We start from the raw sequence: 23,097 nt of genomic DNA on the forward strand, positions 1-23,097 counted from the left end.
AATCCGTCCCGGCTCCATCTTCCATGGCCTACGAACTCGCCAAGCGCACCGCCGATGCCGAGCAGAAGCTCGCCACGCGCGACGGCCTGCCCGCCCGCGACGGCGCCCTGCTCAGCGCGCGCCTGCAGCGCCGCTACCAGGACCGCATCACCGGCAGCTTTGCCATTCCCGGCCGCGAAGGCCGTTATGCGCCCATTCCCGATTCAGTTCCGCCTGCCCTGGCCGCTGCGCTGAAGGCGCGTGGCATCGAACAGCTCTACAGCCACCAGGCCGAAGCCTGGGAGGCCAGCCAGCGCGGCGAGCACGTGGCCATCGTCACCCCCACCGCCAGCGGCAAGTCGCTGTGCTACACCCTGCCGGTGGTCAGCGCGGCAATGCAGGACAAGGCCAAGGCGCTGTACCTGTTCCCGACCAAGGCACTGGCCCAGGACCAGGTGGCCGAGCTGCTGGAACTCAACCGCGCCGGCGATCTGGGCGTAAAGGCCTTCACCTTCGATGGCGACACGCCCGGCGATGCACGACAGGCCATCCGCCTGCATGGCGACATCGTGGTGTCCAACCCGGACATGCTGCACCAGGCCATCCTGCCGCATCACACCAAGTGGGCGCAGTTCTTCGAGAACCTGCGCTACGTCGTCATCGACGAGGTACACACCTACCGCGGCGTGTTCGGCAGCCACGTCACCAACGTGCTGCGCCGGCTCAAGCGCATCTGCGCGTTCTACGGCGTGCAACCGCAGTTCATCCTGTGCTCGGCCACCATCGGCAACCCACAGGCGCATGCCGAGGCGCTGATCGAGGCCCCGGTGACTGCCATCACTGAATCCGGTGCGCCCAGCGGGCCGAAACAGGTGCTGCTGTGGAACCCGCCGGTGATCAATCCGGACCTGGGCCTGCGCGCCTCGGCGCGCTCACAGAGCAACCGCATCGCGCGCATCGCGATCAAGTCCGGGCTGAAGACCCTGGTGTTCGCGCAGACACGTTTGATGGTGGAAGTGCTGACCAAGTACCTGAAGGACATCTTCGACCACGACCCGCGCAAACCGCCGCGCATCCGCGCCTACCGCGGTGGCTACCTGCCCACCGAGCGGCGCGAGACCGAGCGCGCGATGCGTGCCGGCAACATCGACGGCATCGTCAGCACGTCGGCACTGGAACTGGGCGTGGATATCGGCAGTCTGGACGTGGTCATCCTCAACGGCTACCCCGGCAGCGTGGCCGCCACCTGGCAGCGCTTCGGCCGCGCCGGCCGCCGCCAGCAACCCGCACTGGGAGTGATGGTGGCCAGCTCGCAGCCGCTGGACCAGTATGTGGTTCGCCACCCGGACTTCTTCGCCGAGGCCTCGCCCGAGCACGCGCGCATCGCGCCGGACCAGCCGCTGATCCTGTTCGACCATATCCGCTGCGCGGCCTTCGAACTGCCGTTCCGGGTCGGCGATGGCTTCGGCCCGATCGATCCGGAGGTATTCCTGGAAGCGCTGGCAGAGACAGAAGTGATCCACCGCGAAGGCGAGCGCTGGGAATGGATCGCCGACAGCTATCCGGCCAACGCGGTCAGCCTGCGTGCGGTGGCCGACGGCAACTTCGTGGTGGTCGACCGCAGCGATGGCCGCCAGCAGATCATCGCCGAGGTCGATTACTCCGCCGCCGCGCTCACTCTGTACGAGGGCGCCATCCACATGGTGCAGTCCACGCCGTACCAGGTGGAGACGCTGGACTGGGAGGGGCGCAAGGCCTACGTCACCCGCACCCACGTGGACTACTACACCGACAGCATCGACTTCACCAAGCTCAAGGTGCTGGACCGTTTCGATGGCGGCGTGGCCGGCCGTGGCGATTCGCATCATGGCGAAGTGCACGTGGTGCGCCGCGTGGCCGGCTACAAGAAGATCCGCTATTACACCCACGAGAACATCGGCTACGGACCGGTGAACCTGCCCGACCAGGAACTGCACACCACTGCGGTGTGGTGGCAGCTGCCGCAGGCGCTGCTGCTGCGCGCGTTCGCCAGCAAGCAGGATGCGCTGGATGGCTTTCTCGGCGCCGCGTATGCACTGCACATCGTCGCCACCGTGGCGGTGATGGCCGATGCGCGCGACCTGCAGAAGTCGGTGGGCAACGGCGATGGTTCCTGGTTCGCGATCGCCGACCAGAGCGGCCGCGGCCAGCTGCGCGGCAGCGAGGGCGATCCCGGTGGGGTGGAGCTGCTGCAGGAGTTCGTGCCCACCGTTTACCTGTACGACAACTTCCCCGGCGGCGTCGGCCTCAGCGAACCGCTGTGGCAGCGCCAGGCCGAACTGGTGCAGCGCGCGCGCGAACTGGTGCAGCGCTGCGACTGCAGGGCCGGCTGCCCGGCCTGCGTGGGCCCGGTGCTGGCCGCGCAGGAAGACGATGAGACTTCGCCGCGCGCGCTGGCGCTGCGCGTGCTCGACCTGTTCGATGCCGACGCCTGCCAGCACGTGCCCGACGTGGTGGTGACCTCGCGCGACCCGATGGAGCTGCTGGCACCGTGAGCCTGAGCCTGGACAAGCTGCGCCTGCTGCGCAGGCAGGCCGGCGACACGAAGGCGAGCACACCGGCCGCGCCGGACGTGCCCCCTGCGCCACCGGCGCCCGTGGCCGCGAACGATGCGCGGCAACCACCGGCCGAACGTTCGGTGTTCGCCTGGGTCGAACAGGAGATCCGCCACAAGCCGACCGGCGCTGCGGTCTCCACACCGGCACCCGCACCGCTGCGTCGGCCGGAAGTGGGCGGTCTGCATCGCCTGCTCGGCCTGCGTTCGCGCGGTGGAGCCGCGCCGGCGCGCGCCAGCGCGCAGGATCGTCAGCTACCCGGCGAGGAGATCGCGCCGGGCCTGTTCCTGATCGAATCGCTGCAGCCGCAACCAATCCCGACCGCCCCGCTGTCATTGGCCTTCGCCAAGCGCGAGGACCAGCACGTAGCTGCGCGCGACCTGCTGTTCTTCGATACCGAGACCACCGGCCTGGCCGGTGGCACCGGCACGCGTGCCTTCATGATCGGCGCCGCCGACTGGCACGTGTGCCCGCAACGTGGCCAAGGCCTGCGCATCCGCCAATTGTTGATGTCGGCCATGGCCGCCGAGGACGCGATGCTGGCCACCTTCGCCAGCTGGCTGCAGCCCTCCACCGTGTTCTGCAGCTACAACGGCCGCAGCTACGATGCGCCGCTGCTGAAGGCGCGCTACCGGCTGGCGCGCCAACGCGATCCGATCACCGCGCTGGACCATGTGGACCTGCTCTACCCCACCCGTCGCCGCTATCGCGGCACCTGGGAGAACTGCAGGCTGTCCACCATCGAGCGCCAGCTGCTGCGCGTGGTGCGCGAGGACGACCTGCCCGGCTCGGAAGCGCCGGGCGCATGGCTGCGCTTCCTGCGCGGCGGCGACGCGGTGAACCTGCGCCGGGTGGCCGACCACAACCATCAGGACGTGGTGACCCTGGCCCTGCTGCTGCAACGGCTGGTGCACGAGGAGCAGCGCGAGCGCGAGACGCTGGCGCTGGTCGGTCAATAGGCCTTGACGCGGCCTGACGGTGGCAGCGGTGACACTGCCGCCACCATCCACGCCTGGAGCCCGACGATGCGCCTCAATCCCCTGGTCCTGCTCGCCATCCTGCCCTTGGCCGCCTGCAGTCATGCCGGCAGCAGCACCTCCCGTGATCCCGCGCCAGCGCCCGTGGCCGATGCCGCGCACGAATGCAAACCGGAGGCGCTGGACGCCTTCACCGGCAGGACCGCCGACGAAGCCACGATCAAGAAACTGGTGGCTGACAGCGGTGCGCGCAATGCTCGGGTGGTCAAGCCGGGCATGGCGGTGACCATGGACTTCCGCCAGGACCGCGTGACCGTGCAGGTGGATGCGCAGAACCGCATCGAGCGCGCCAGCTGCGGTTGATGTTCCCAGGGTAGTGCCGGCCGCTTGCCGGCACCCCCCATTGCCGGCCAGCGGCCGGCACTACCGATCAGAGTCGCTCGGCCTTGCCACTGGCCAGTGCGCGCGCGATCACCTGCTGCGCCTGCTGCGATGCCTGCGCATGCACGCGTGCCTGGCGCTCGCCCAACGCGGCCTGTTGGCTGCCCAGCGCCGCCTGGCGGCTGGCCAGTTCAGACTGCTGGCTGGCCAGACGCTGCATGGCGCGGGTGCGGCTGGCACGCGCGGTTTCGTTGTCCACTTCCTGCATCGCACGACGCGCCTCGGCGGCAGCCTCACGTGCGGCCTCACGTGCAACCGCCGCGTCGTTGGTCGCGCCCCGCGCCGCCTTCGCCGCTTCGGCCGCCGCTTCGCGATTGATGTCATGCGCGGCCATCGCACTGCGCGCGGCCTCCGCTGCGGCCAGTGCCAGGCGGCGCGCCTCTTCACCCTGCAGACGCCCCATCTCACCCATCTGCTTGCCCAGGTCGCCCTGCTGGCGGCCCAGCGCACTCTGCTGGCGGCCCAGTTCGCTCTGCTGGCGACCAAGGTCCGCCGCACCGGCATAGGCGCGCTGCAGCGACTGGATCAACATCGGGTCGCGCACCACATAGCGCTTGTCGCCCTGGCGGAACCACAGCGCCGGGCCCTTGCCGAGCTGCCTGCGGGCCACCATCACGTCGTCCATGCCGCCGTTGGCGAAGGTCGAATCACCATCGACCAGCACGAAGGCCTCCCGGGGCGACTTGCCCAGATCGAGGCGACCGTAGGTCGTGATGGAGGAGGTGGTGGTCGTGCCGTCATGGTCCTCATCCATGCCAGCGGCATCGTCGACATCGGCCACATCGGCATCGTCAGGACCGGAGGGTTCTTCCATATCGGCCGGTTCTGCGGGCGGTGCGGGAGCCACCGGCTCGGCCGGAACGCGCGCGGCCGAGGCTGGTGCGGGCGGGGCTTCCGGAGCCTTCGGCGGGGGCGGCACCACGGCCTTCGGGGCGGCCGGAGGTGCGGGCGGGGCCGGCGGCACCGGCGCTGCGACCAGCCGCATCGGTGCCACGCCCACCACCACCACCACAGCGGTCAGCGCCACCGCCAGCAGACGCGGGCAGGACCGATGCGACTGCAGCGAAAGCAGGCGACGCTTGAGGCTGGTGGTGCTCGGTGCGGCGCTGGCCACGCCCAGATGCGGCTGCGGGGCCACGCCCAGCTGCAGCAACAGGCGGCCATAGGCCTGGCGGCTGGCGCCATGCTGGCCGACCACCGCCGCGTCCACGGCTTCCTCGCGGGCCTGCGCGTATTCGCGCACCGACAGGCGCAGCAGCGGGTGGAAGAAGAACAGGTGCTGGGCCAGCGCGGGCAACAGGCCCCATTGCAGGTCACGGCGCTGCAGGTGCTGCAGTTCGTGGGTCAGTGCCAGGTCCAGCGCATCGCCCTGCAGGACGTTGTCGCCGGCCGGCAGCAGCAGCACCGGCCGGAACGGCCCGACCAGCTGCGGTGCGTCCACCTGCGTGCTCATCCACAGCCGCGGCGCACGGCGCACGCCGTGGGCATCGGAGGCCAGCTGCAGGGCCTGCACCAGCGCCTCGTCCTCGCAGGGATACGCCGCAGCCAGCAGTGCGCGGCAGCGGCGCCACTCACCGAAGGTGCGCAGCGCCATCACCAGCACGCCGGACAGCCACAGCGCGGACAGTGCGACTGCCCACCATGCAACTGCCGGTACTTCGGCCGTGGGCAGCGGCATCGCGGCCAGCAACTGCGCAGAGGCCTCCGGGGCCAGCGGGTAGACGATGTCAGCGGCCACGTCGGTCGCGGTCATCGCCACCGCCTGCGGCGCCGGCAGCCAGGCCAACTGCAACGGCTGGCTCCAGAACAGGCCGAGCACGGCCTGCAGCGAGACCAGCCACCACAGGCGGCAGCGGGTCGCCGCCGACAGCGACGGCAGCGCGCGGCACAGGCCGTACACCAGCGCCACCAGCAGCACGGTCTGCAGGCTGGTCCAGCCCAACCGTTCCAGCATCGGGATCAGCATCGTGGTGTCCATGGCTCAGCCCTCGTGGCGACGCGATTGGAGTTGGGCGACCAGCGCTTCCAGCTCGGCCAGTTCGTTGTCGCTGACCTGCTGGCGCTGCGACAGGTAGGCCACGAACGGCGACACCGAGCCCTGCAGGGTGTTGTCGACGAACTGGGCCACGGCACCCTGCAGCACGCTCTGCGGGCCACGGGTGGCCTGGTAGCGGTAGACGCCGTCCTGCTGCCGGCGCTGAAGATACCCCTTCGCCCGCAGCCGCTCCATCATCGTCAGCACGGTGGAACGGGCCAGGCCGCGGGCCTCGCCGTAGCCACTGGCGACCTCGCCGACCGTGGCCGGCGCATGTTCATCGATGTACTGCAGCAGGGCCAGTTCCTGGTCCCCGATGGTCTTGCCACGCATGACACCACTCCCTTGACTACACGTGTCGTCACTGTCAGCTTGACGACAACTGTAGTCAACCCCCCGGAAGTCATGGGCCGACGAACGGTAGGCACCACCGAGCGCTTAAACCTTTGACCCGCCCGCTGCATCCGATCCGCAACGCCCCGCTGGAATTCCGCATGTCCCGCCCAATGCTCCGAGTCCTGCTCATGCTCATCAGTGCACTGCCCTTCGCCGCTGTCTCTGCCAGCCAGGACCAGGCCAACGACCAGACCCGCCGCCTGATCCGCCAGATCATGCTGGAGCAGCGCATCCCGGGATTGCAGATCGCGGTGGTCAAGGACGGGCAGACGGTGTTGTCCGAGGCCTACGGGCTGGCCAACGTGGAGAACAGTGTGCTTGCCTCGCGCGACACCCGTTTCCCGCTCAATTCGGCCACCAAGGCGTTCACCGGCGTGGCCGCCGCGCAGCTGGCCCAGCAGGGGCAGCTGGATCTGGACGCACCGGCCTCGCGCTACCTGGATGACCTTCCGCCAGCGTGGAGAGACGTACGCATACACCAGCTGCTGGCGCATACCTCCGGCCTTCCGGACATCCTTGATGCGAAGGGACTGCTGGGCGGTGGCTCAGAAGCGCAGGCGTGGGCGGCCGTCACTGCGCAGCCGCTCGAAGCCGAACCCGGGCAGCGCTTCGCCTACAACCAGACCAACTACGTACTGCTGGCACGGATCATCGCAAAGCAATCCGGCATGCCCTACGAACGTTTCCTCGCCACCGGCCAGTTCAGCAGCGCGCGCATGGCCCGCACCACCTTCGGCGACAGCTACGACCTGATTCCGGATGCGGCGACGATGTACAGCCTGGCCCCGCGTGCCACCGACGCTGCGGATGCACCGTCCCGCCTGTCGCACTGGTTCTACGACATACCGCCTTCGCTGTGGGCCGGTGGCGGCATCCTCACCACCGCCGACGACACCGCGCGCTGGCTGGTCGCGCTGACCGAAGGTCGCCTGCTGCCGGAGACCGCCCTGCGGCGGATGTGGAGCGCAGAGCGCCTGGCGGATGGCCGTGCCGGCCCGTGGGCGGGGGGCTGGCCGGTACTGCGCGCATCGCCCGACCTTCAAGTGGCCGGTATCGGCGGTGCGCGCTCGGCGTTCGTGGTCTATCCCGAGCGCGGCGTGGCGGTGGTGGTGCTGACCAATCTTGTCGGTGCCAATCCGCAGCAGTTCATTCCACGCATTGCCGATTTCTATGCGCGCGATGCATCAACGCCCAGTCACGAACGGGTCGCCCCTGCACGGCAATAGCGGGCTGTCATCGCAAGGCCATAGCCCGGCCGGCACGGTCCTGGCCACTTCGAAGTGATCCTGGTTCCAGCGCAGGAAACCGCCGTGGATGACATTGCCATGGTCGAAGCTGCGCGCAGCGTCGGCCAATGGCTGCTCGGGGTCGGCTTCGGCCACCCAGCGCACCACCGGCACCTTGTCCAGCTGCCCGATGAAGGCGAACAGATCGCCCGCGCCCCTGTCCTGGTAAGCCGTCATCGTCGCCGCATCAGGCAGCTCGGCCTGCGCCAGCAACGACGCGGTGACATCCTGCAGCGGTGCGGCTCCCTGCGCGATGTAGGCGCGCATGCCCGTGGTGGTTGCTGGGCAGTCCTGCAGCTGCACGAGATACCCGGTGGTACCGCCACTGCTGGAGAACGAGCGCATCCAGTAGCGGAAACGCGGTCCGCTGCGATCGGTGACCATGAAATCCTGCTGGCCACCCTGCGCGGGAATGGAAAGCACCTGCGCATTGCCGGCACTCTCCACGTTGCACTTCAACTGCGCCAGCACCCGCCTGGCCGGTTCGGGCAGCGCAGCGTAGCGGCCGCCGGAATGGGCGCTGCCGGAAGCTTCCGGTAACGCAGGCAATCCGCGTTCAGTGGGTCCTGCCTGCGCAGGCAAGGTCTCCGGTTTCGCCTCAGGCTTCGCAGCGGGTGCGACCGGCACGGTGTGCTCCCCGGCGGGTGCGCATGCGCTGCACGCCAGCAGCAACACCCACGGCAAACCGGACATCAAGGGTAGACGGACCATCCTTCAACGTCCTCCCATCGCGGGTGCTTCGTGCTGCTGTGCCGGCGCGGGCACGGGTGCACCCTGTTCGCGCGCTTGCTGCTGCAGCTGGCGCAGGCTGGTTTCCACCGCAGTCTCGCGCACCTCGGCTGCGTTGACGCCTGCGCGCACGGCCGCCGGATCGCCCGGACTGCCCTGCACCAGGAACAGTGTCTCACCCGCAGCGCGGCCGCCACTGGGATTGCTGGCCACGATCTGGTCGACCCGGGTGATGCCTGCGGCCTTCGCTTCGCGCAGCATCACCAGGCTGTAGTCATCGGCGTGCTCGGCGTAGCGCCCACCCAAGGCCTGCAGGTGCGTGCTGATCTGCTGCTGCAGGGCATGGTCGCGGTGCTGCGGCTGCCGGGGATCGTCATTGGCCGCGAGCGGCGTGTCCTGTCCCAGCCCGCGCGCCTGGCCCGGCGCAACCGAGGTCAGCACATACTGCCAGCGGTTCTGCCCGGGGGTGCCGCGTACCGTCGCCACGAAGTCGTCGTACTCACCGCCGCCGATGGTCTGGCAGCCCGCCGAATCGGTATTGGACCGGCTGCCACGATGGATCTTGAAGGTGTCGTTGAGGTCCTGCACGCCCTGGGTATCGCGCGCATCGAACCAGCCATCGCCATTGCTGTCGCGCTCCACCCGTCCAGCGCCGGCGGTGATGGCCGCCTGCGAAGGGCGCAACGCGAACTCATCGGGATGGCCGTTGCGCGGATGCGTGGTCGCGCGCATCTCGGTGGTGCCTTCGCCCAACCGTCCAAGATCCTTGACCCGGTCGCCGTTGACGTCCTCGCCCTCGGTCTTGGTACGCGGCGCCACGTTGCCGAAGCCAGAGCTGCGTGGCGTGGTCTTGGCGTGTCCGTCGTACTGGGCGGTCGGTTCTGTCGTGGCCTGGTTGAACTCGCGCACATGGCCGTGGCCCTGCGCATCCTTCCACAGCACCACGATGCGGTCGTCGTAGACACCACGTCCTCGCGCCTCGGTGGTGCGGTTCTCGTCGCGCAGCCCCAGCACCACGCGATCCTGCGTGGCCATCGCATCGTTCGCCGCGGCGTTGCCGCGCTGGGCCACGATGCTGCCATACACGTCGTACTGCTGGGCCTGGCTCAGGCCCGCAGTCTCCGCGGCGTCGGGCATGCGCGGTGGGCGCGTCGCGTCGCTCAGGCGATCCAGCATCGGGTTGACCGTGGCCGCGTCGGTGGCGGATACGCCACCACTCCGTCGCAGCGCCTCAAGCTCGGTGGCGCCCCGCGCCGCGATGTAGCGATCCAGCGATTCCTGCACCACCCCACGCTGGCCGTTGTGCAGGGCCTCCAGGCGGGCGGCCGCGCCACGGGCATCGTTCTGCCGCAACAGGGCGACGACTTCATCGGCCGCTGCGTTGATATCCATCTCCGGCATGATCTTTCCCTGAACGTGATCGGTATGGGAGTCCAGCCTACCCCACCGCACCGGCGCAGCCGTTGACACACGCCACACACCTGCGCGAAGCCCCGTTCAGCAGACGCCACGCCGTAGTGCTGTTCACCCGCGTGGCCCACCCATCACCGGCAGGATCACCCCGCTGATGTAACTGGCACAGGCCGGCGAGGCCAGGAACACGTAGGCCGGCGACAGTTCCTCGGGCTGCGCAGGCCGGCCCATGTCGCTGTCCTTGCCAAATTCCGCCACGTCCTGCGCCGGCTTGTCGGCCGGGTTGAGCGGCGTCCATACCGGCCCCGGCGCCACGCAGTTGACCCGGATGCCGCGCGGCAGCAGCTGGCTGGCCAGCGATTTGGTGAACGCGTGGATCGCGCCCTTGGTCGCCGAGTAATCGATCAGCGCCTTGCTGCCGAAGATTCCCGTTTCCGAACCGGTGTTGATGATGCTGGCGCCCTCGCCCAGATGCGGCAGCACCGCGCGCGCCATCTGGATGTACCCGCCGATGTTGGTCTGCAGGGTCTCCTGCAGGTGCGCGTCTTCCAGGTCTTCCAGCCGCTCGCAGTGCAGCTGGAACGCGGCGTTGTTGACCAGGATATCGATGCCGCCGAACGCCTTGGCCACCTGCTTCACCGCTTTGTTGCAGAAGCGCGGATCGCGCACGTCACCGGCGATCACCACGCAGCGACCGCCTTCGCGCTCCACGTGCTGGCGGGTGATGTCCGCGTCCTCGGCCTCGTCCAGGTGCAGCACGGCCACGTCGGCACCTTCGCGTGCGAACAGCACCGCCACCGCGCGGCCGATGCCGGAATCGCCACCGGTGACGATCGCACGCATGCCCTGCAGTTTGCCGCTGCCGGTGTAGTCGGGTGCAAGGAAACGCGGCGCCAGCTCCAGTTCGTGTTCGTGCCCGGGCTTGGCCAGCTGCTGCGCCGGCATCGCCTCCGGCTGGCGTCGTGCTCCGGCCTGGGTCGCGGTCTTCTTTGTTGCCTTCTTGGTTGCCTTCTTGGCCGCGCGGGCGTCCTTGGCCTTCTCCTGGTCCTGCAGGCGCCGCTGCCGTGCCGCAACGCGGGCGGCGCGGGGATCGCTGGCGGCGGCCTTGCGGGTTGCAGTCTTCACCACGCGCGGGCGATCAGGGTCGGCGATGGTCCTGGTTGCAGTGCTGCCTTTGCGCACCTTGGGTGAGGCTTTGCGGCGGGCGGGGGTTTTCCTGGTGGTGGCCATGCAGGTCTCCTCGGGGGGGGGGAATGGGATTGCCGGCCAGCGGCCGGCACTACCGGGCGCATGCGCCGCAGTACCGGGGGCGGCATCCGCCGCTCCTGCAGTGTCTCCGCCCCTGCTGTTGGCGGCAGTGAGCGCGCCGTGTCCATGATGTGCACGGCATTCATTCCGCCACCACGTGCGCCGTCGCACCCTGCACGCAATCACACAAGGAACGCCTCCATGAAACACGCCATCGCCACCGCCGCCGTCTGCTTTGCCCTCGCCGCCTGCAGCAGCACACCGGTGGCCCAGGTACAGCCGATCGACGGTGTGATTTCCGGCCAGTGCCACAGCGACAGGGTGCGCGGCGCACTTGGCCTGGCCGCGTCGGACGCCACCGTCGCACGCGCACGGGTGGACAGCGACAGCCTGCACGTACGGGTACTGCGCCACGACGGCCCGCGGGTGCCGCCGGCCAGCGAAGGCGGCGACCGCCTGACCATCGAAAAGGGCCGCACCAACAACATCACCGCGATCTACTGCGGCTGAGCCGGCGCGCCCTGCGCAGCACGCGCAGGGTCGCCTGTTCCCACTGGCGCGGCCCACGCAGGCCGGCCAGCGTGGCCAGTTCGCCGCGCTCCCAGCCGGCGAACACGCAGGGGTCGATATAGGCCTTGCGGCACACCGCCGGGGTATTGCCCAACAGCGACGCCACTTCGCACACCACCGCGCGCTGCGCCTGCGCCAGTGCGCGCTGGCTGGCCGGTTCCGGCAGTTCGGTGGCGGCAAACGCCTGCACCGCCGCAACCGTCCCGCCCCAGGTGCGGAAATCCTTGGCAGTGAAGTCCTCGCCCATCACCTCGCGCAGGTAGTCGTTCACCGCGCCGGAGTCGACCGGCTGCAGCGCACCGTCGTCATCGCGGTACTGGAACAGGGCCTGCCCCGGCAGCTGCTGCAGGCGCCGCACCAGCAGCCCCAGCCTGCGGTCGCCCACGGTGACCTCCTGCAGCTGCCCGGACTTGCCGCGGAAGCGCATGCGCACGCGGCCACCGCGCAGCAGCTCCAGATGCCGGTTTCGCAGTGTGGTCAGTCCGAACGAACGGTTCTGCTGCGCATAGGTCTCATTGCCGACCCGCACCAGCGTGTCCGCCAACAGTGCGACCACCATGGCCAGCACCTTCTCCTTCGGGAAACCGGGGCGCTTGAGATCCCGCGACAGCCGCCGCCGCAGAGTAGGCAACGCCTCGCCAAAGGCGATGATGCGATCGAACTTGCCTGCATCGCGCTCCCTGGCCCAATCGGGGTGGTAACGGTACTGCTTGCGACCGCGCGCATCACGACCGGTGGCCTGCAGGTGGCCGTTGGCGTGGGCGCAGATCCACACCGCGGTGTAGGCCGGTGGGATCGCCAGTGCGCGGATGCGTTGCAGGGTGGTGGCGTCGCGTATCGCGTGGCCATCAGCATCGCGGTAGCTGAAGCCCTTGCCGGCGCGGCGCCGGCTGATGCCCGGCTGGGTGTCGTCGACATAGCGCAGGCCGGCCGCGCGCGCTGCCTGTCGTTCGGGGGTGGAGGGAGTTGGCATGCCGCCAGTGTCGCCGTCGCCATGCCGCGATCCTGTCGATAACACAAGACAAACACGTGAGGGCCGGTTCGCCGCTATGCTCGGGTCTTCACAACCCCTTCCGGAGTCATGATGTCGTTCCCGATTCGCGCCCGTTCGCTCTCCGCCCTGTTGCTGCCGGCCGTGCTGGCCCTGACCGCCTGCCAGGCACCGGCGCTGGATGAACAGGATTCGGCCACCGCCCACGCCCAGCAGGCCGCCGAAGCAGCCAAGGCGCCGGCCGACGACGCCGGCAAGGCCACCGAGGCTCCGCCGGTCGGCACCTGCGATGCCAGCCAGGTACAGAGCCTGGTCGGCCAGGCCTACACCGATGCCCTCGGCAAGCAGGCACAGGAAGATGCAGGTGCCAGCCAGGTGCGCGTGCTCAAGCCCAATGATGTGGCCACGATGGAGTTCCTCGGCGACCGCCTGAACATCGAAGTGGACGACAAGGGCGCCGTCAGCGGCGTGCGCTGCGGCTGAGTCCCGCCCCGCGCCGGCACTGGGTTGCCGGCGCGTTCCGTTGCACCTGCAACCGTGTATTGCGGCGTTGCAGCAACCTGTGATCTAGTCGAGGCATCCGGTGGCCTCACGATGCGCTCCAGGGAATGAGCGGGGACGAGTGTCGCCGCCAACCCTATACGCATCGAGGTAGAGATGGCCCCCCGCAACCGCCAAGGGCTTTACGACCCGCGCTCCGAGCGCGATGCCTGTGGATTTGGCATGGTCGCCCAGCTCGACGATCAACCATCGCGCCTGTTGGTTGATACCGCCATCGCCGCGCTTTCGCGCATGACCCACCGTGGCGGTGTCGCTGCCGATGGCCTGACCGGTGATGGCTGCGGCCTGCTGCTGCGCCGCCCCGATGCGTTCCTGAAACTGCTGGCGAGTGAGGCCGGCATTGCCGTCGCCGCACGCTTCGCGGCCGGCCTGGTATTCCTGCCGCATGACGCCGACGCTGCGCAGGCCTGCCGCGCGCAGCTGCAGGCGCAGGTGGAAGCGGTGGGCTGCAAGGTCGCTGGCTGGCGCGAGGTACCGACCGACGACAGCGTCTGCGGCCAACTGGCGCGCGACACGCTGCCGCGCATCGAGCAGGTGTTCGTCGATGCCGGGGTTGGCAAGGATGATGCCGGCTTCGCACTGGCGCTGTTCCTGGCCCGTCGCCGCAGCGAACAGCAACTGCGCGAACACGCCGACTTCTACGTCGCCACCCTCACCCCGGATGCGATCAGCTACAAGGGCATGGTGCTGCCGGACAAGCTCAGCCGCTTCTTCCCGGACCTGCAGCGCCGCGAGCTGGCCTCCAGCGCGATCGTGTTCCACCAGCGCTTCTCGACCAACACGCTGCCGCGCTGGCCGCTCGCCCATCCGTTCCGCATGCTCGCCCACAACGGCGAGATCAACACCATCGAGGGCAATCGTCGCTGGGCGCAGGCGCGCAGCAAGGTGTGGAAGACGCCGCGCTTCGATATTGGTGAATTCGACCCGGTCATCTCCATGCACGGTTCGGATTCGCAGAGCCTGGACAACATGCTGGAGCTGATGGTCGCCGGTGGCATGGAGCTGATCCAGGCGCTGCGCATCCTGGTGCCGCCCGCCACCCAGTCGCTGGAATTCAAGGACCCGGACCTGGCCGCGTTCTACGAGTTCCACGGCCTGAACAGCGAGCCGTGGGATGGCCCGGCCGGCATCGTCGCCTGCGACAGCCGCTATGCGGTGTGTACGCTGGACCGCAACGGCCTGCGCCCGGCGCGCTGGATGCTGACCGCCGACCGCCACTTCCTGGTCGCCTCCGAGGCCGGCGTGTGGGAAGTGCCGACCGAACGCGTGGTGCGCAAGGGCAAGCTCGGCCCCGGCGAGATGATCGCCATCGACCTCAAGCGCGGCGACCTGCTCGACTCCGACGCGGTGGACCGCATCAACCGTGGCCGCGCGCCGTACAAGCAGTGGCTGCAGCAGGGCGTGACCTACCTGCAGACCGAACTGATCGACCCGTCGCTGGTGGAAGAGCCGTTCGACGAAGCCACCCTGCGCAGCTACCACAAGCTCTACCAGCTCAGCAGCGAGGAAGTGGAGCAGGTGCTGCGGCCGCTGGCCGAGACCGAGCAGGAAGCCACTGGCTCGATGGGCGATGACACGCCGATGGCGGTGCTGAGCCAGCGCAGCCGCCCGCTGTACGACTATTTCCGCCAGGCCTTCGCGCAGGTCACCAACCCGCCGATCGATCCGCTGCGCGAAGACTGCGCGATGTCCCTGTCCACCCAGCTCGGCAAGGAGACCAACATCTTCCATGCCGGCCCGGAGACGGTGAACCACGTCATCCTCAACTCGCCGGTGCTGAGCCAGCGCAAGCTGCGCCAGCTGCTGAAGATGGAGCAGTACGTGCAGGCCAACCGCCTGCTCGACCTGTCCTACAGCGAGGACGAGGGCCTGCGCGCCGGCATCGAGCGCATCTGCAGCGAGGCCGAACAGGCCGCGCGCGATGGCATGGTGATGCTGCTGCTGTCCGACCGCTACCCGGTGGCCGGGCGGCCGATGGTGCACGCGCTGCTGGCCACCAGCGCCATCCACCACCACCTGTCGCGGCTGGGCCTGCGCTGCGACGTGAATCTCATCGTCGAGACCGGCACCGCGCGCGACCCGCACCACATGGCCTGCCTGCTCGGCTTCGGCGCCACCGCGGTATACCCCTACCTGGCCTACCAGACCCTGTTCGACCTGGGCCGCCGCGGCATCCTCAAGCTGAGCAAGGGCGGTGAGCAGTCGCAGATCGGCCGACGCTACCGCAAGGGTGTCTACAAGGGCCTGTCGAAGATCATCTCGAAGATGGGCATCTGTACCGTGGCCAGCTACCGCGGCGCACAGCTGTTCGAGATCATCGGCCTGGAACCGGAAGTGGTGGACCTGTGCTTCCCGGATACGGCCTCGCGCATCGGTGGCGCTGGCTTCGCGCGCCTGGATGCCGACGCACGCGAGCTGTGCGCACAGGCCTGGGACGCGCAGCAGGACGTGGACGTGGGCGGCCTGCTGAAGTACGTGCACGGCGGCGAGTACCACATGTACAACCCGGACGTGGTCACCACCCTGCAGCGCGCGGCCCGCAGCGGTGACCCGCGTGCGTGGCAGCAGTACTGCGATGCCGTGCATGCACGTCCACCGTCGGCGCTGCGCGACCTGCTGGAACTGGTGCCGGCGGCCACGCCGGTACCGCTGGACGAGGTGGCTCCGGCCAGTACCCTGTTCCCGCGCTTCGATACCGCGGCGATCAGCCTGGGCGCACTGTCGCCGGAAGCACATGAAGCATTGGCCATTGCCATGAACCGCCTCGGCGGCCGCAGCAATTCCGGCGAAGGCGGTGAGGATCCCGCCCGCTATGGCACCGCAAAGCGCAGCAAGATCAAGCAGGTGGCCTCCGGCCGCTTCGGCGTCACCGCCGAATACCTGGTCAACGCCGAAGTGCTGCAGATCAAGGTCGCGCAGGGCGCCAAGCCCGGCGAGGGCGGCCAGCTGCCGGGCCACAAGGTGAACGAACTGATCGCGCGCCTGCGCTATGCCCGGCCCGGGATCGGCCTGATCTCGCCGCCGCCGCACCACGACATCTATTCGATCGAAGACCTGGCGCAGCTGATCTACGACCTCAAGCAGGTCAACCCGACCGCGCTGGTGTCGGTGAAGCTGGTCAGCCATGCCGGCGTGGGTACGATCGCCGCCGGCGTGGTCAAGGCCGGTGCCGACCTGATCACCATCTCCGGCCACGACGGCGGGACCGGTGCTTCGCCGGTCAGCTCGATCCGCTATGCCGGCGTGCCGTGGGAACTGGGCGTGGCCGAAGCGCACCAGGCGCTGCTGGCCAACGACCTGCGCGGGCGCACCCTGCTGCAGACCGATGGTGGCCTGAAGACCGGCCTGGACGTGGTCAAGGCCGCGCTGCTGGGCGCGGACAGCTTCGGCTTCGGCACCGCGCCGATGATCGTGCTGGGCTGCAAGTACCTGCGTATCTGCCACCTCAACAACTGCGCCACCGGCGTGGCCACCCAGGACGAGCGCCTGCGCGAGAACCACTTCACCGGCCAGCCCGAGCGCGTGGAGAACTTCTTCCGCCTGCTGGCCGAGGAAGTGCGCGGCTGGCTGGCGTACCTGGGCGCGCGTTCATTGGAAGAGATCGTCGGCCGTACCGACCTGTTGCGGCAGATCGAGGCCGCGCCGCGTGACGGCGTGCGCGTGGACCTGTCGCGCCTGCTGGCCGATGCCCGTTACGAGGGCAGCCACTGCGCCGCCCAGCGCCTGTACGAATCGCCGGACAGCCTGGCCACGCAGATGGATGGCCTGCTGGCGCCGGCCATCGAGCACAAGCGCGGCGGCGAGCATCGCTTCCTGATCCACAACACCGACCGCAGCATCGGCACCCGACTGGCCGGTGCGGTGGCGCGCGCGCACGGCAACCAGGGCATGGCCGAGGCGCCGCTGGAACTGCGCTTCCGTGGCAGCGCCGGGCAGAGCTTCGGCGCGTTCAACGTGGGCGGCCTGCATCTGGAAGTGGAAGGCGAAGCCAACGACTACGTCGGCAAGGGCATGGCCGGCGGCCGTCTGGTGGTGCGCCCGCCGCGTGGCGCGCGCTTCGAAGCGCGCAGCACCGCGATCATCGGCAACACCTGCCTGTACGGCGCCACCGGTGGCGAGCTGTTCGCCGCTGGCCGCGCCGGCGAGCGTTTCGCGGTACGCAATTCCGGCGCGCTGGCGGTGGTGGAAGGTGCCGGTGACCACTGCTGCGAGTACATGACCGATGGTGTGGTGCTGGTACTGGGCAAGGTCGGCCTGAACTTCGGTGCCGGCTTCACCGGTGGCCTGGCCTACGTGCTGGACGTCGACCGCGATTTCGTCGACCGCTACAACCACGAGCTGATCGACATCCATCGCGTCTCCGCCGAGGGCTTCGAGAACTACCGCCAGCACCTGCACCGCCTGATCGGCCGCCACCGCGAGCTGACCGGCAGCATCTGGGCGCAGCAGATCCTGGACGAGTTCCGCGATTACATCGGCAAGTTCTGGCTGGTCAAACCGAAGGCCGCCAGCATCGAGTCGCTGACCGAAACCCTGCGACGCGCCGCGTAACGGTAGTGCCGGCCGCTGCCGGCAACCCAGGACCACGTAGTGCCGGCCGCTGGCCGGCGACCGCAAAACACCACAGAGCCCGCCATGAGCCGCAAGCACGCCTTCCAGTTCCTCGACCTGCCCCGCACCATGCCGCAGCGCATTCCGGTGGAACTGCGCACGTCCGGCGACTGGGGTGAGTTGTACGGCAAGTTCGGTAAGGAAGATGCCCAGTACCAGGCCGGTCGCTGCCTGGACTGCGGCAACCCCTACTGCAGCTGGAAGTGCCCGGTGCACAACGCCATTCCACAGTGGCTGCAGCTGGTGCAGGAAAACCGCATCCACGAAGCGGCCACGCTGTGCCACAGCACCAACCCGCTGCCGGAAGTGTGCGGCCGGGTCTGCCCGCAGGACCGGCTGTGCGAGGGCAGCTGCACGCTGGAAGAGTTCGGTGCGGTCACCATCGGCGCGGTCGAGAAGTACATCGTTGATACCGCGCTGGCCACGGGCTGGCGCCCGGACCTGGGCGCGGTGCAGCCGACCGGCCGCAGCGTGGCTGTGATCGGCGCCGGCCCGGCCGGGCTGGCCTGTGCCGACCGTCTGGCGCGCGCCGGCATTGCCGCCGTGGTCTACGACCGCTATGAGCAGATCGGCGGCCTGCTGCAGTTCGGCATTCCCAGCTTCAAGCTGGACAAGGATGTGATCCACCGCCGCCGCGAAGTGCTCGAGGGCATGGGCGTGCAGTTCCGCCTCGGTGTGGAGATCGGCCGTGACCTCAGCGTGCAGCAGCTGCTGGACAGCCACGATGCGGTGTTCGTCGGTACCGGCGCCTACCGCTATACCGACGGTGGCCTCGACGGCCAGGACCTGAAGGGCGTGCTGCCGGCACTGCCGTTCCTGGTGCAGAACAGCCGCATCGTCGGCGGCGATGATCCGAAGGGCCGGCCGATTGCCGGCTGGGAAGACAGCATCGCCCTGCCCGACCTCAACGGCAAGCGCGTGGTGGTGCTGGGTGGCGGTGATACCGGCATGGACTGCGTGCGCAGCGCGGTGCGGCTGGGCGCGGCCAAGGTCACCTGTGCCTACCGCCGCGACGAAGCCAACATGCCCGGCAGCGCGCGCGAAGTGGCCAATGCGCGCGAGGAAGGCGTGCGCTTCCTGTTCAACCGCCAGCCGCTGTCGATCGAAGCCGGCGCCGACGATGAGGTGATCGGCGTGACCGTGGTCGAAACCCGGCTGGGTGAGCCCGATGCCAATGGCCGCCAGAATGCGGTGCCGATCGACGGCAGCGAATCGCTGCTGGAGGCCGATGTGGTGATCATCGCCTTCGGCTTCTCGCCAACCGTGCCGGTGTGGCTGGCCGAGCACGGCGTGGAAGGTCGGTCCAACGGCCGCATCGTGGCTGGCGGCAAGGACCGCCTGCCATTCCAGACTGCGCACCCGCGCCTGTTCGCCGGCGGTGACGCAGTGCGTGGCGCCGACCTGGTGGTGACCGCCGTGGCCGAAGGCCGCGACGCCGCCGCCAGCATCATCCGCCTACTGGCGCACTGATTCCGGCGCCAGCAGCACGGCCAGCAAGCCCCGTAGTTCCTGCGCCGCCACCGGCTTGGCCAGGAAATGATCGATGCCCGCTTCGCGGCAGGCCTCGCGGGTGCGATCCAGCGCGCTGGCCGTGAGCGCGATGATCGGGACCTGCGCGCGAACCGCGCAGGCGTCGGCGCGGATGGCCCGTGCCAAGGCAAAGCCATCCATGTGCGGCATGTGGCAGTCGGTGATGACCAGGTCGAACGCCCGCGCCTGCCAGGCCTCGAAGGCCTGGCGACCATCGGTGCAGGCGTGCACCTGCAGACCCAGATCATGCAGGCGCTGCTCCAGCAGATGCAGGTTGGTGGGGTGATCTTCAGCTACCAGCACCCGGGCCGACGACAGTGGCCGCGCCGCCTCTGCCGGAAGCGGCAATGCCTCGGCAGGCAACTCACAGGCGTCCAGATCCAGTTCCAGCCACACGGTGGTGCCCTTGCCTGGCGCGCTGCGCAGGCACAGTTCTGCTTCCATCGATGCAGCCAGTTCACGGCAGATCGCCAGGCCCAGGCCGCTGCCGCCGAAACGGCGCGTTGTCGATGCCTCGGCCTGGGTATAAGCAGCGAACACCGCCTGTTGCCGTTCCGGGCTGATGCCCACCCCGCTGTCACTGACCTGCAGGCGAAGACGTTGGCCGCCATCGTGCTGCTGCAGCACCTGCACCTGCAGATCCACGCCGCCATGCTCGGTGAACTTGAGCGCGTTGCCGGCAAGGTTGAACAGGATCTGGCGCAGGCGCAGGCCGTCGGCCAGCGATCCGGCCTGCAATTCCGGATCAAGTTGGATCCGCAGATGCAGGCCCCGGCTGGCCGCCACCGGCATCAGCAACTGCTGCACCGCGCGCACCAGTGCCGCCACGTTCGTGGGTCGCAGCTGCAGCGGCAGTGCCTGCAGCCGTTGGCTGTGCAGCACGTCGTCCAGGATCTGCCGTAGCATCTGGGCAGCATCACCCACGGTCACCAGGACCTGTTGCTGGCGATGATCCAGATCGCTGCCCTCCAACCGCTCGAGCATGCCCAGCAGGGTGCTCATCGGCGTACGGATCTCGTGGCTCATGGTTGCCAGGAAGTGGGCCTTGGCCAGGGCTGCCTGCTCGGCCGCACGGCGCGCCTCGGCCAGCGCATGGGTGCGCGCCTGCACTCCGCTTACGTCGATCCAGTAGCCACTCCACTCGACGTCGCCGCTGTCCAGGGACAGCGGCCGTCCATGCGAGTGGACCCAGCGCCAGCCTTGTGGCGAGCGCGTGCGGAAGGTGACATCGATCGGGCCCCGCGCCAGGGCAGCGGCGTCGACGGTGTCCATCAGCCGCGAGCGATCATCGGGATGAACCGCTGCCAGCAGGCGCTGATGATCGATCAGGGCGGTTTCCACGCTGATTCCGAACAACGCCTGCACGTCACCTGCGATCTGGGGAAAGCTGTAGTGGCCGGTGGCAGAGCGACGCGCCTGATAGACCACCGCTGGCAGGTTCGAGGTCACCTCCTGCAGGCGTTGCGCAGCCACGCGGCGACGCTCGCTCTCGCGATGCACGCGCCAGTAGCCGAAGGCGTACACCAGCATGAGCGCCAGCAGGGTCAGCGAGGCCGGCACCAGCCAGCGCAGGGGGGACGCAGAGGGCGGGTGTCGCGGCTGGTTCGGCAGCCAGGACGTGCGGATCGCCTCGCGTTCGTTCGCGGTCAGCTGCGACACGGTCCGCTCGAACACCGGGATGACGTCGGCGCAGGCGGGCACGGTGGCCAGCACCGGCGCGTCGTCGATTCCGGCCGGCGCAGCGATTACCAGCGGCTCGCCCTGATAGTGGCGCAACGCGGCCTCGACCTCTCCAAGATTGGCGACCACGGCATCGACCAGGCCCGTGCCCAGCAGTGACAGGGCGTCGTCGATGGGGGCGGGGGGCAACAGCTGCACGCCAGACGCCTGTTCCGTCAGCGCCCCGACCAGCGACAGCGGGTCGGGACTGGCCACGGTGCCTCCGCGCAACGCCTCCAGGCCCAGCACCGGCGATGCATCCCGGCGCCGCACGATGACCTGTGGCAGCTGCACGTAGGGCGCACTGGCCACCCACCCCGTCGGCAACTGCGAGCGCGACCAGCCCAGCAGTGCCTGGACGTCGGGCGGCACCGTTCCCTCGGCGATGGCGGCGGTTGGCAATGGCTGCATCTGCAGTGGTCGCTGCGCGCCCAGCAGCTTCAGGTACTGCGCGCTGAGCCCGCGCGGCTGGCCCTGCTCGCTGGAGGACAACGGCGCGCGGTCGGCGGGCCAGGCAATGCGCAGCGGCGTCCTGCAATCCGCAGCGGCGGCCAGGGCAGGCAACAGCAGGCCGGCCACGACCGCGGTGGCGGCACGCAGGCCAGCGGCGTTCACGATGGGCATCCTCTTCTGGCGGGCGGAAATGAACGGCCGCGCAGCGGTACCGCTGCCTCGTACGCTAGCGGCGCGTGGACGAGGCGCAATGAAGAAAGTTGTAAAAACACCAAGATAGGTGAATGGCGACATACACTGCCGCTTTCACCCGTATCTGCGGAGCATTCGATGCGCATCGGCCTGGCTGCCAACCGTCTCCATCACCACGACGCGCGCGCCGCCCTGTTCCGCTGGCTGCGCGTCAGCGAACCCGGCCTGCGCGAGCTGGGCGTGTCGCTGCACGCGGTCGGCCGCACCCATGACGCGATACAGCGTCAGGGCTTCCTGACCGGATACGCGGGCCTGCATCGCTACCCCTATGGTCGCGAGGGTGGCTTGATGAAGCTGGTGGCCGAGGTGGTTGGCATGGGGCCGGATCGGACACTGGATGGCGCGGTCTACCTGATCGATCCGGTCGATCCATCCTCGGTGTTTCCGGAAGCCACGGCGCTGAAGCGGCAGTGCGTGATCCACGGCAAGCCTTTCATTTCCACCGTGGCCACCGCGCGCGACTGGATCGAGGTGGAACGCATCCATGCCGGACTGGCTGCCGATGCTGGCGCCGACGACCTGCATGCGTTCGAAGGACAGACGCTGGCGCTGATCGCGCACGACGCGATGAAGCCGGCGATGCTGGCCTTCGCCGATGAGCACTTCGATGTGCTGGCGCGGTTCGGTGAGCGGGTGGCAACCGGAACCACCGGCCAGCGCTTGAACGAGCTGGCGTGGAGCCGTGGCTGGCCCAGCGATACGCCCTGGGTGACGCGCTACCAGAGCGGCCCGATGGGCGGCGATGCGCAGATTGCCGACCGGGTACTGGAAGGGCGCTGCCAGCGCGCGATCTTCTTCGAGGATCCGCACGTAGCGCGCCAGCATGAGGCGGATATCCAGCTGCTGGAGCGCGCGGTGACGACGGTGACCGACCAGGCGGTGTGCATTACGGCGCCGCGGGTGGCGGCGCGCTGGGCGGCGGCGGCGGCGTTGCGGGCGAGGTGAGGATTTCGGCCAACGGCTGAGCCCCTCGTGGTGGGTGGTATCCGTAGGCAAAGCCGTGCTTGGCCGGGCGGGGTGGATTGCGCAAGGGTCGCTGCAAGTACGTCCTTGTAAGCTCGGTCGCCGCATCCATGTGGCTCACGCCCCTGCGCAACCGACCCCGCCCGGCCACGGACAGATTCCGGTGTGCCCACCACGGAAGAAAGAAAAGAAGAGCAGGAGCGGGTCGCGCGCTGCGCGCGCTCCATGGCGCGTTGCCATGGTGGGGAATGCCCATTCTTTGCGCAGCATCGGGCTTGCTCGACCGCTCAGCACACGCTCTGGAGTGAAGCCCCTTCTGTTGAAGGGGCGCGCCGAAGGCGGGGGTAGA

At 68.9% G+C, this 23,097-nt stretch carries 16 protein-coding genes; 9 read left to right on the forward strand and 7 right to left on the reverse strand.

Annotated features, from left to right (window positions below; translation table 11 throughout):
- Nucleotides 1-23 precede the first annotated feature (23 nt).
- The 3 genes from AC5P7E_RS04110 (at nucleotide 24) to AC5P7E_RS04120 (ending at nucleotide 3,913) form a co-directional block, all read left to right on the forward strand.
- Nucleotides 24-2,513 (forward strand): DEAD/DEAH box helicase, encoded by a 2,490-nt coding sequence (locus AC5P7E_RS04110; protein WP_114618728.1) that lies wholly within the window; start codon nucleotides 24-26, stop codon nucleotides 2,511-2,513.
- Nucleotides 2,510-3,532, forward strand: coding sequence for a ribonuclease H-like domain-containing protein (locus AC5P7E_RS04115; RefSeq protein WP_114618729.1), 1,023 nt, complete (start codon nucleotides 2,510-2,512; stop codon nucleotides 3,530-3,532). The genes AC5P7E_RS04110 and AC5P7E_RS04115 overlap by 4 nt, the downstream gene beginning before the upstream one ends.
- Before the next feature lie 66 nt (nucleotides 3,533-3,598).
- Nucleotides 3,599-3,913 (forward strand): I78 family peptidase inhibitor, encoded by a 315-nt coding sequence (locus tag AC5P7E_RS04120; protein WP_005407518.1) that lies wholly within the window; start codon nucleotides 3,599-3,601, stop codon nucleotides 3,911-3,913.
- A 67-nt stretch (nucleotides 3,914-3,980) separates the two neighbouring features.
- Here AC5P7E_RS04120 and AC5P7E_RS04125 read toward each other — a convergent pair whose 3' ends face one another.
- Together AC5P7E_RS04125 and AC5P7E_RS04130 are read right to left on the reverse strand one after the other, a co-directional pair.
- Entirely contained in the window at nucleotides 3,981-5,969 is a 1,989-nt protein-coding gene (locus AC5P7E_RS04125; RefSeq protein WP_114618730.1) for a M56 family metallopeptidase, read from the reverse strand.
- A gap of 3 nt (nucleotides 5,970-5,972) precedes the next feature.
- Nucleotides 5,973-6,359: a BlaI/MecI/CopY family transcriptional regulator gene (locus tag AC5P7E_RS04130; RefSeq protein WP_005407516.1), complete on the reverse strand. Its 387-nt coding sequence runs from the start codon at nucleotides 6,357-6,359 to the stop codon at nucleotides 5,973-5,975.
- 191 nt (nucleotides 6,360-6,550) lie between these two features.
- On the opposite strand from AC5P7E_RS04130, the gene AC5P7E_RS04135 reads away from it, so the two are divergent.
- Complete coding sequence (locus AC5P7E_RS04135) at nucleotides 6,551-7,648, forward strand: serine hydrolase domain-containing protein (RefSeq protein WP_114618731.1); 1,098 nt, start codon at nucleotides 6,551-6,553, stop codon at nucleotides 7,646-7,648.
- Here the strand turns inward: AC5P7E_RS04135 and AC5P7E_RS04140 are convergent.
- From AC5P7E_RS04140 to AC5P7E_RS04150, 3 genes are all read right to left on the reverse strand, one after another.
- Nucleotides 7,607-8,257 (reverse strand): hypothetical protein, encoded by a 651-nt coding sequence (locus tag AC5P7E_RS04140; protein ID WP_223846457.1) that lies wholly within the window; start codon nucleotides 8,255-8,257, stop codon nucleotides 7,607-7,609. The two genes, AC5P7E_RS04135 and AC5P7E_RS04140, sit on opposite strands and share 42 nt — an antisense overlap.
- A gap of 165 nt (nucleotides 8,258-8,422) precedes the next feature.
- Nucleotides 8,423-9,838 carry an XVIPCD domain-containing protein gene (locus tag AC5P7E_RS04145; protein WP_099523764.1) on the reverse strand — a complete coding sequence of 472 codons (1,416 nt, stop codon included), beginning with the start codon at nucleotides 9,836-9,838 and terminating at the stop codon, nucleotides 8,423-8,425.
- Between the two features lie 123 nt (nucleotides 9,839-9,961).
- Nucleotides 9,962-11,080 (reverse strand): SDR family oxidoreductase, encoded by a 1,119-nt coding sequence (locus AC5P7E_RS04150; RefSeq protein WP_099485048.1) that lies wholly within the window; start codon nucleotides 11,078-11,080, stop codon nucleotides 9,962-9,964.
- Nucleotides 11,081-11,299: 219 nt separating this feature from the next.
- On the opposite strand from AC5P7E_RS04150, the gene AC5P7E_RS04155 reads away from it, so the two are divergent.
- Nucleotides 11,300-11,608, forward strand: coding sequence for a putative periplasmic lipoprotein (locus AC5P7E_RS04155; protein ID WP_005407511.1), 309 nt, complete (start codon nucleotides 11,300-11,302; stop codon nucleotides 11,606-11,608).
- Here AC5P7E_RS04155 and AC5P7E_RS04160 read toward each other — a convergent pair.
- Entirely contained in the window at nucleotides 11,586-12,641 is a 1,056-nt protein-coding gene (locus AC5P7E_RS04160) for a DNA topoisomerase IB (RefSeq protein ID WP_005407510.1), read from the reverse strand. The two genes, AC5P7E_RS04155 and AC5P7E_RS04160, sit on opposite strands and share 23 nt — an antisense overlap.
- Before the next feature lie 111 nt (nucleotides 12,642-12,752).
- Here AC5P7E_RS04160 and AC5P7E_RS04165 point away from each other — a divergent pair, with 111 nt between their 5' ends.
- The 3 genes from AC5P7E_RS04165 (at nucleotide 12,753) to AC5P7E_RS04175 (ending at nucleotide 19,301) form a co-directional block, all read left to right on the forward strand.
- Nucleotides 12,753-13,142 carry an I78 family peptidase inhibitor gene (locus AC5P7E_RS04165; RefSeq protein WP_005407509.1) on the forward strand — a complete coding sequence of 130 codons (390 nt, stop codon included), beginning with the start codon at nucleotides 12,753-12,755 and terminating at the stop codon, nucleotides 13,140-13,142.
- Nucleotides 13,143-13,316: 174 nt separating this feature from the next.
- Nucleotides 13,317-17,771, forward strand: coding sequence for a glutamate synthase large subunit (gene gltB, locus AC5P7E_RS04170; RefSeq protein WP_114618733.1), 4,455 nt, complete (start codon nucleotides 13,317-13,319; stop codon nucleotides 17,769-17,771).
- A gap of 84 nt (nucleotides 17,772-17,855) precedes the next feature.
- Complete coding sequence (locus tag AC5P7E_RS04175; RefSeq protein WP_114618734.1) at nucleotides 17,856-19,301, forward strand: FAD-dependent oxidoreductase; 1,446 nt, start codon at nucleotides 17,856-17,858, stop codon at nucleotides 19,299-19,301.
- On the opposite strand, the gene AC5P7E_RS04180 is transcribed toward AC5P7E_RS04175, so the two are convergent.
- Nucleotides 19,287-21,695 (reverse strand): response regulator, encoded by a 2,409-nt coding sequence (locus tag AC5P7E_RS04180; protein WP_087802885.1) that lies wholly within the window; start codon nucleotides 21,693-21,695, stop codon nucleotides 19,287-19,289. The two genes, AC5P7E_RS04175 and AC5P7E_RS04180, sit on opposite strands and share 15 nt — an antisense overlap.
- 168 nt (nucleotides 21,696-21,863) lie before the next feature.
- Here AC5P7E_RS04180 and AC5P7E_RS04185 point away from each other — a divergent pair, with 168 nt between their 5' ends.
- Nucleotides 21,864-22,730 carry a methylglyoxal synthase gene (locus tag AC5P7E_RS04185; RefSeq protein ID WP_049449746.1) on the forward strand — a complete coding sequence of 289 codons (867 nt, stop codon included), beginning with the start codon at nucleotides 21,864-21,866 and terminating at the stop codon, nucleotides 22,728-22,730.
- The last annotated feature ends 367 nt before the right edge of the window (nucleotides 22,731-23,097 follow it).

This window comes from Stenotrophomonas sp. YJH_SMC_25, from assembly GCF_059369595.1.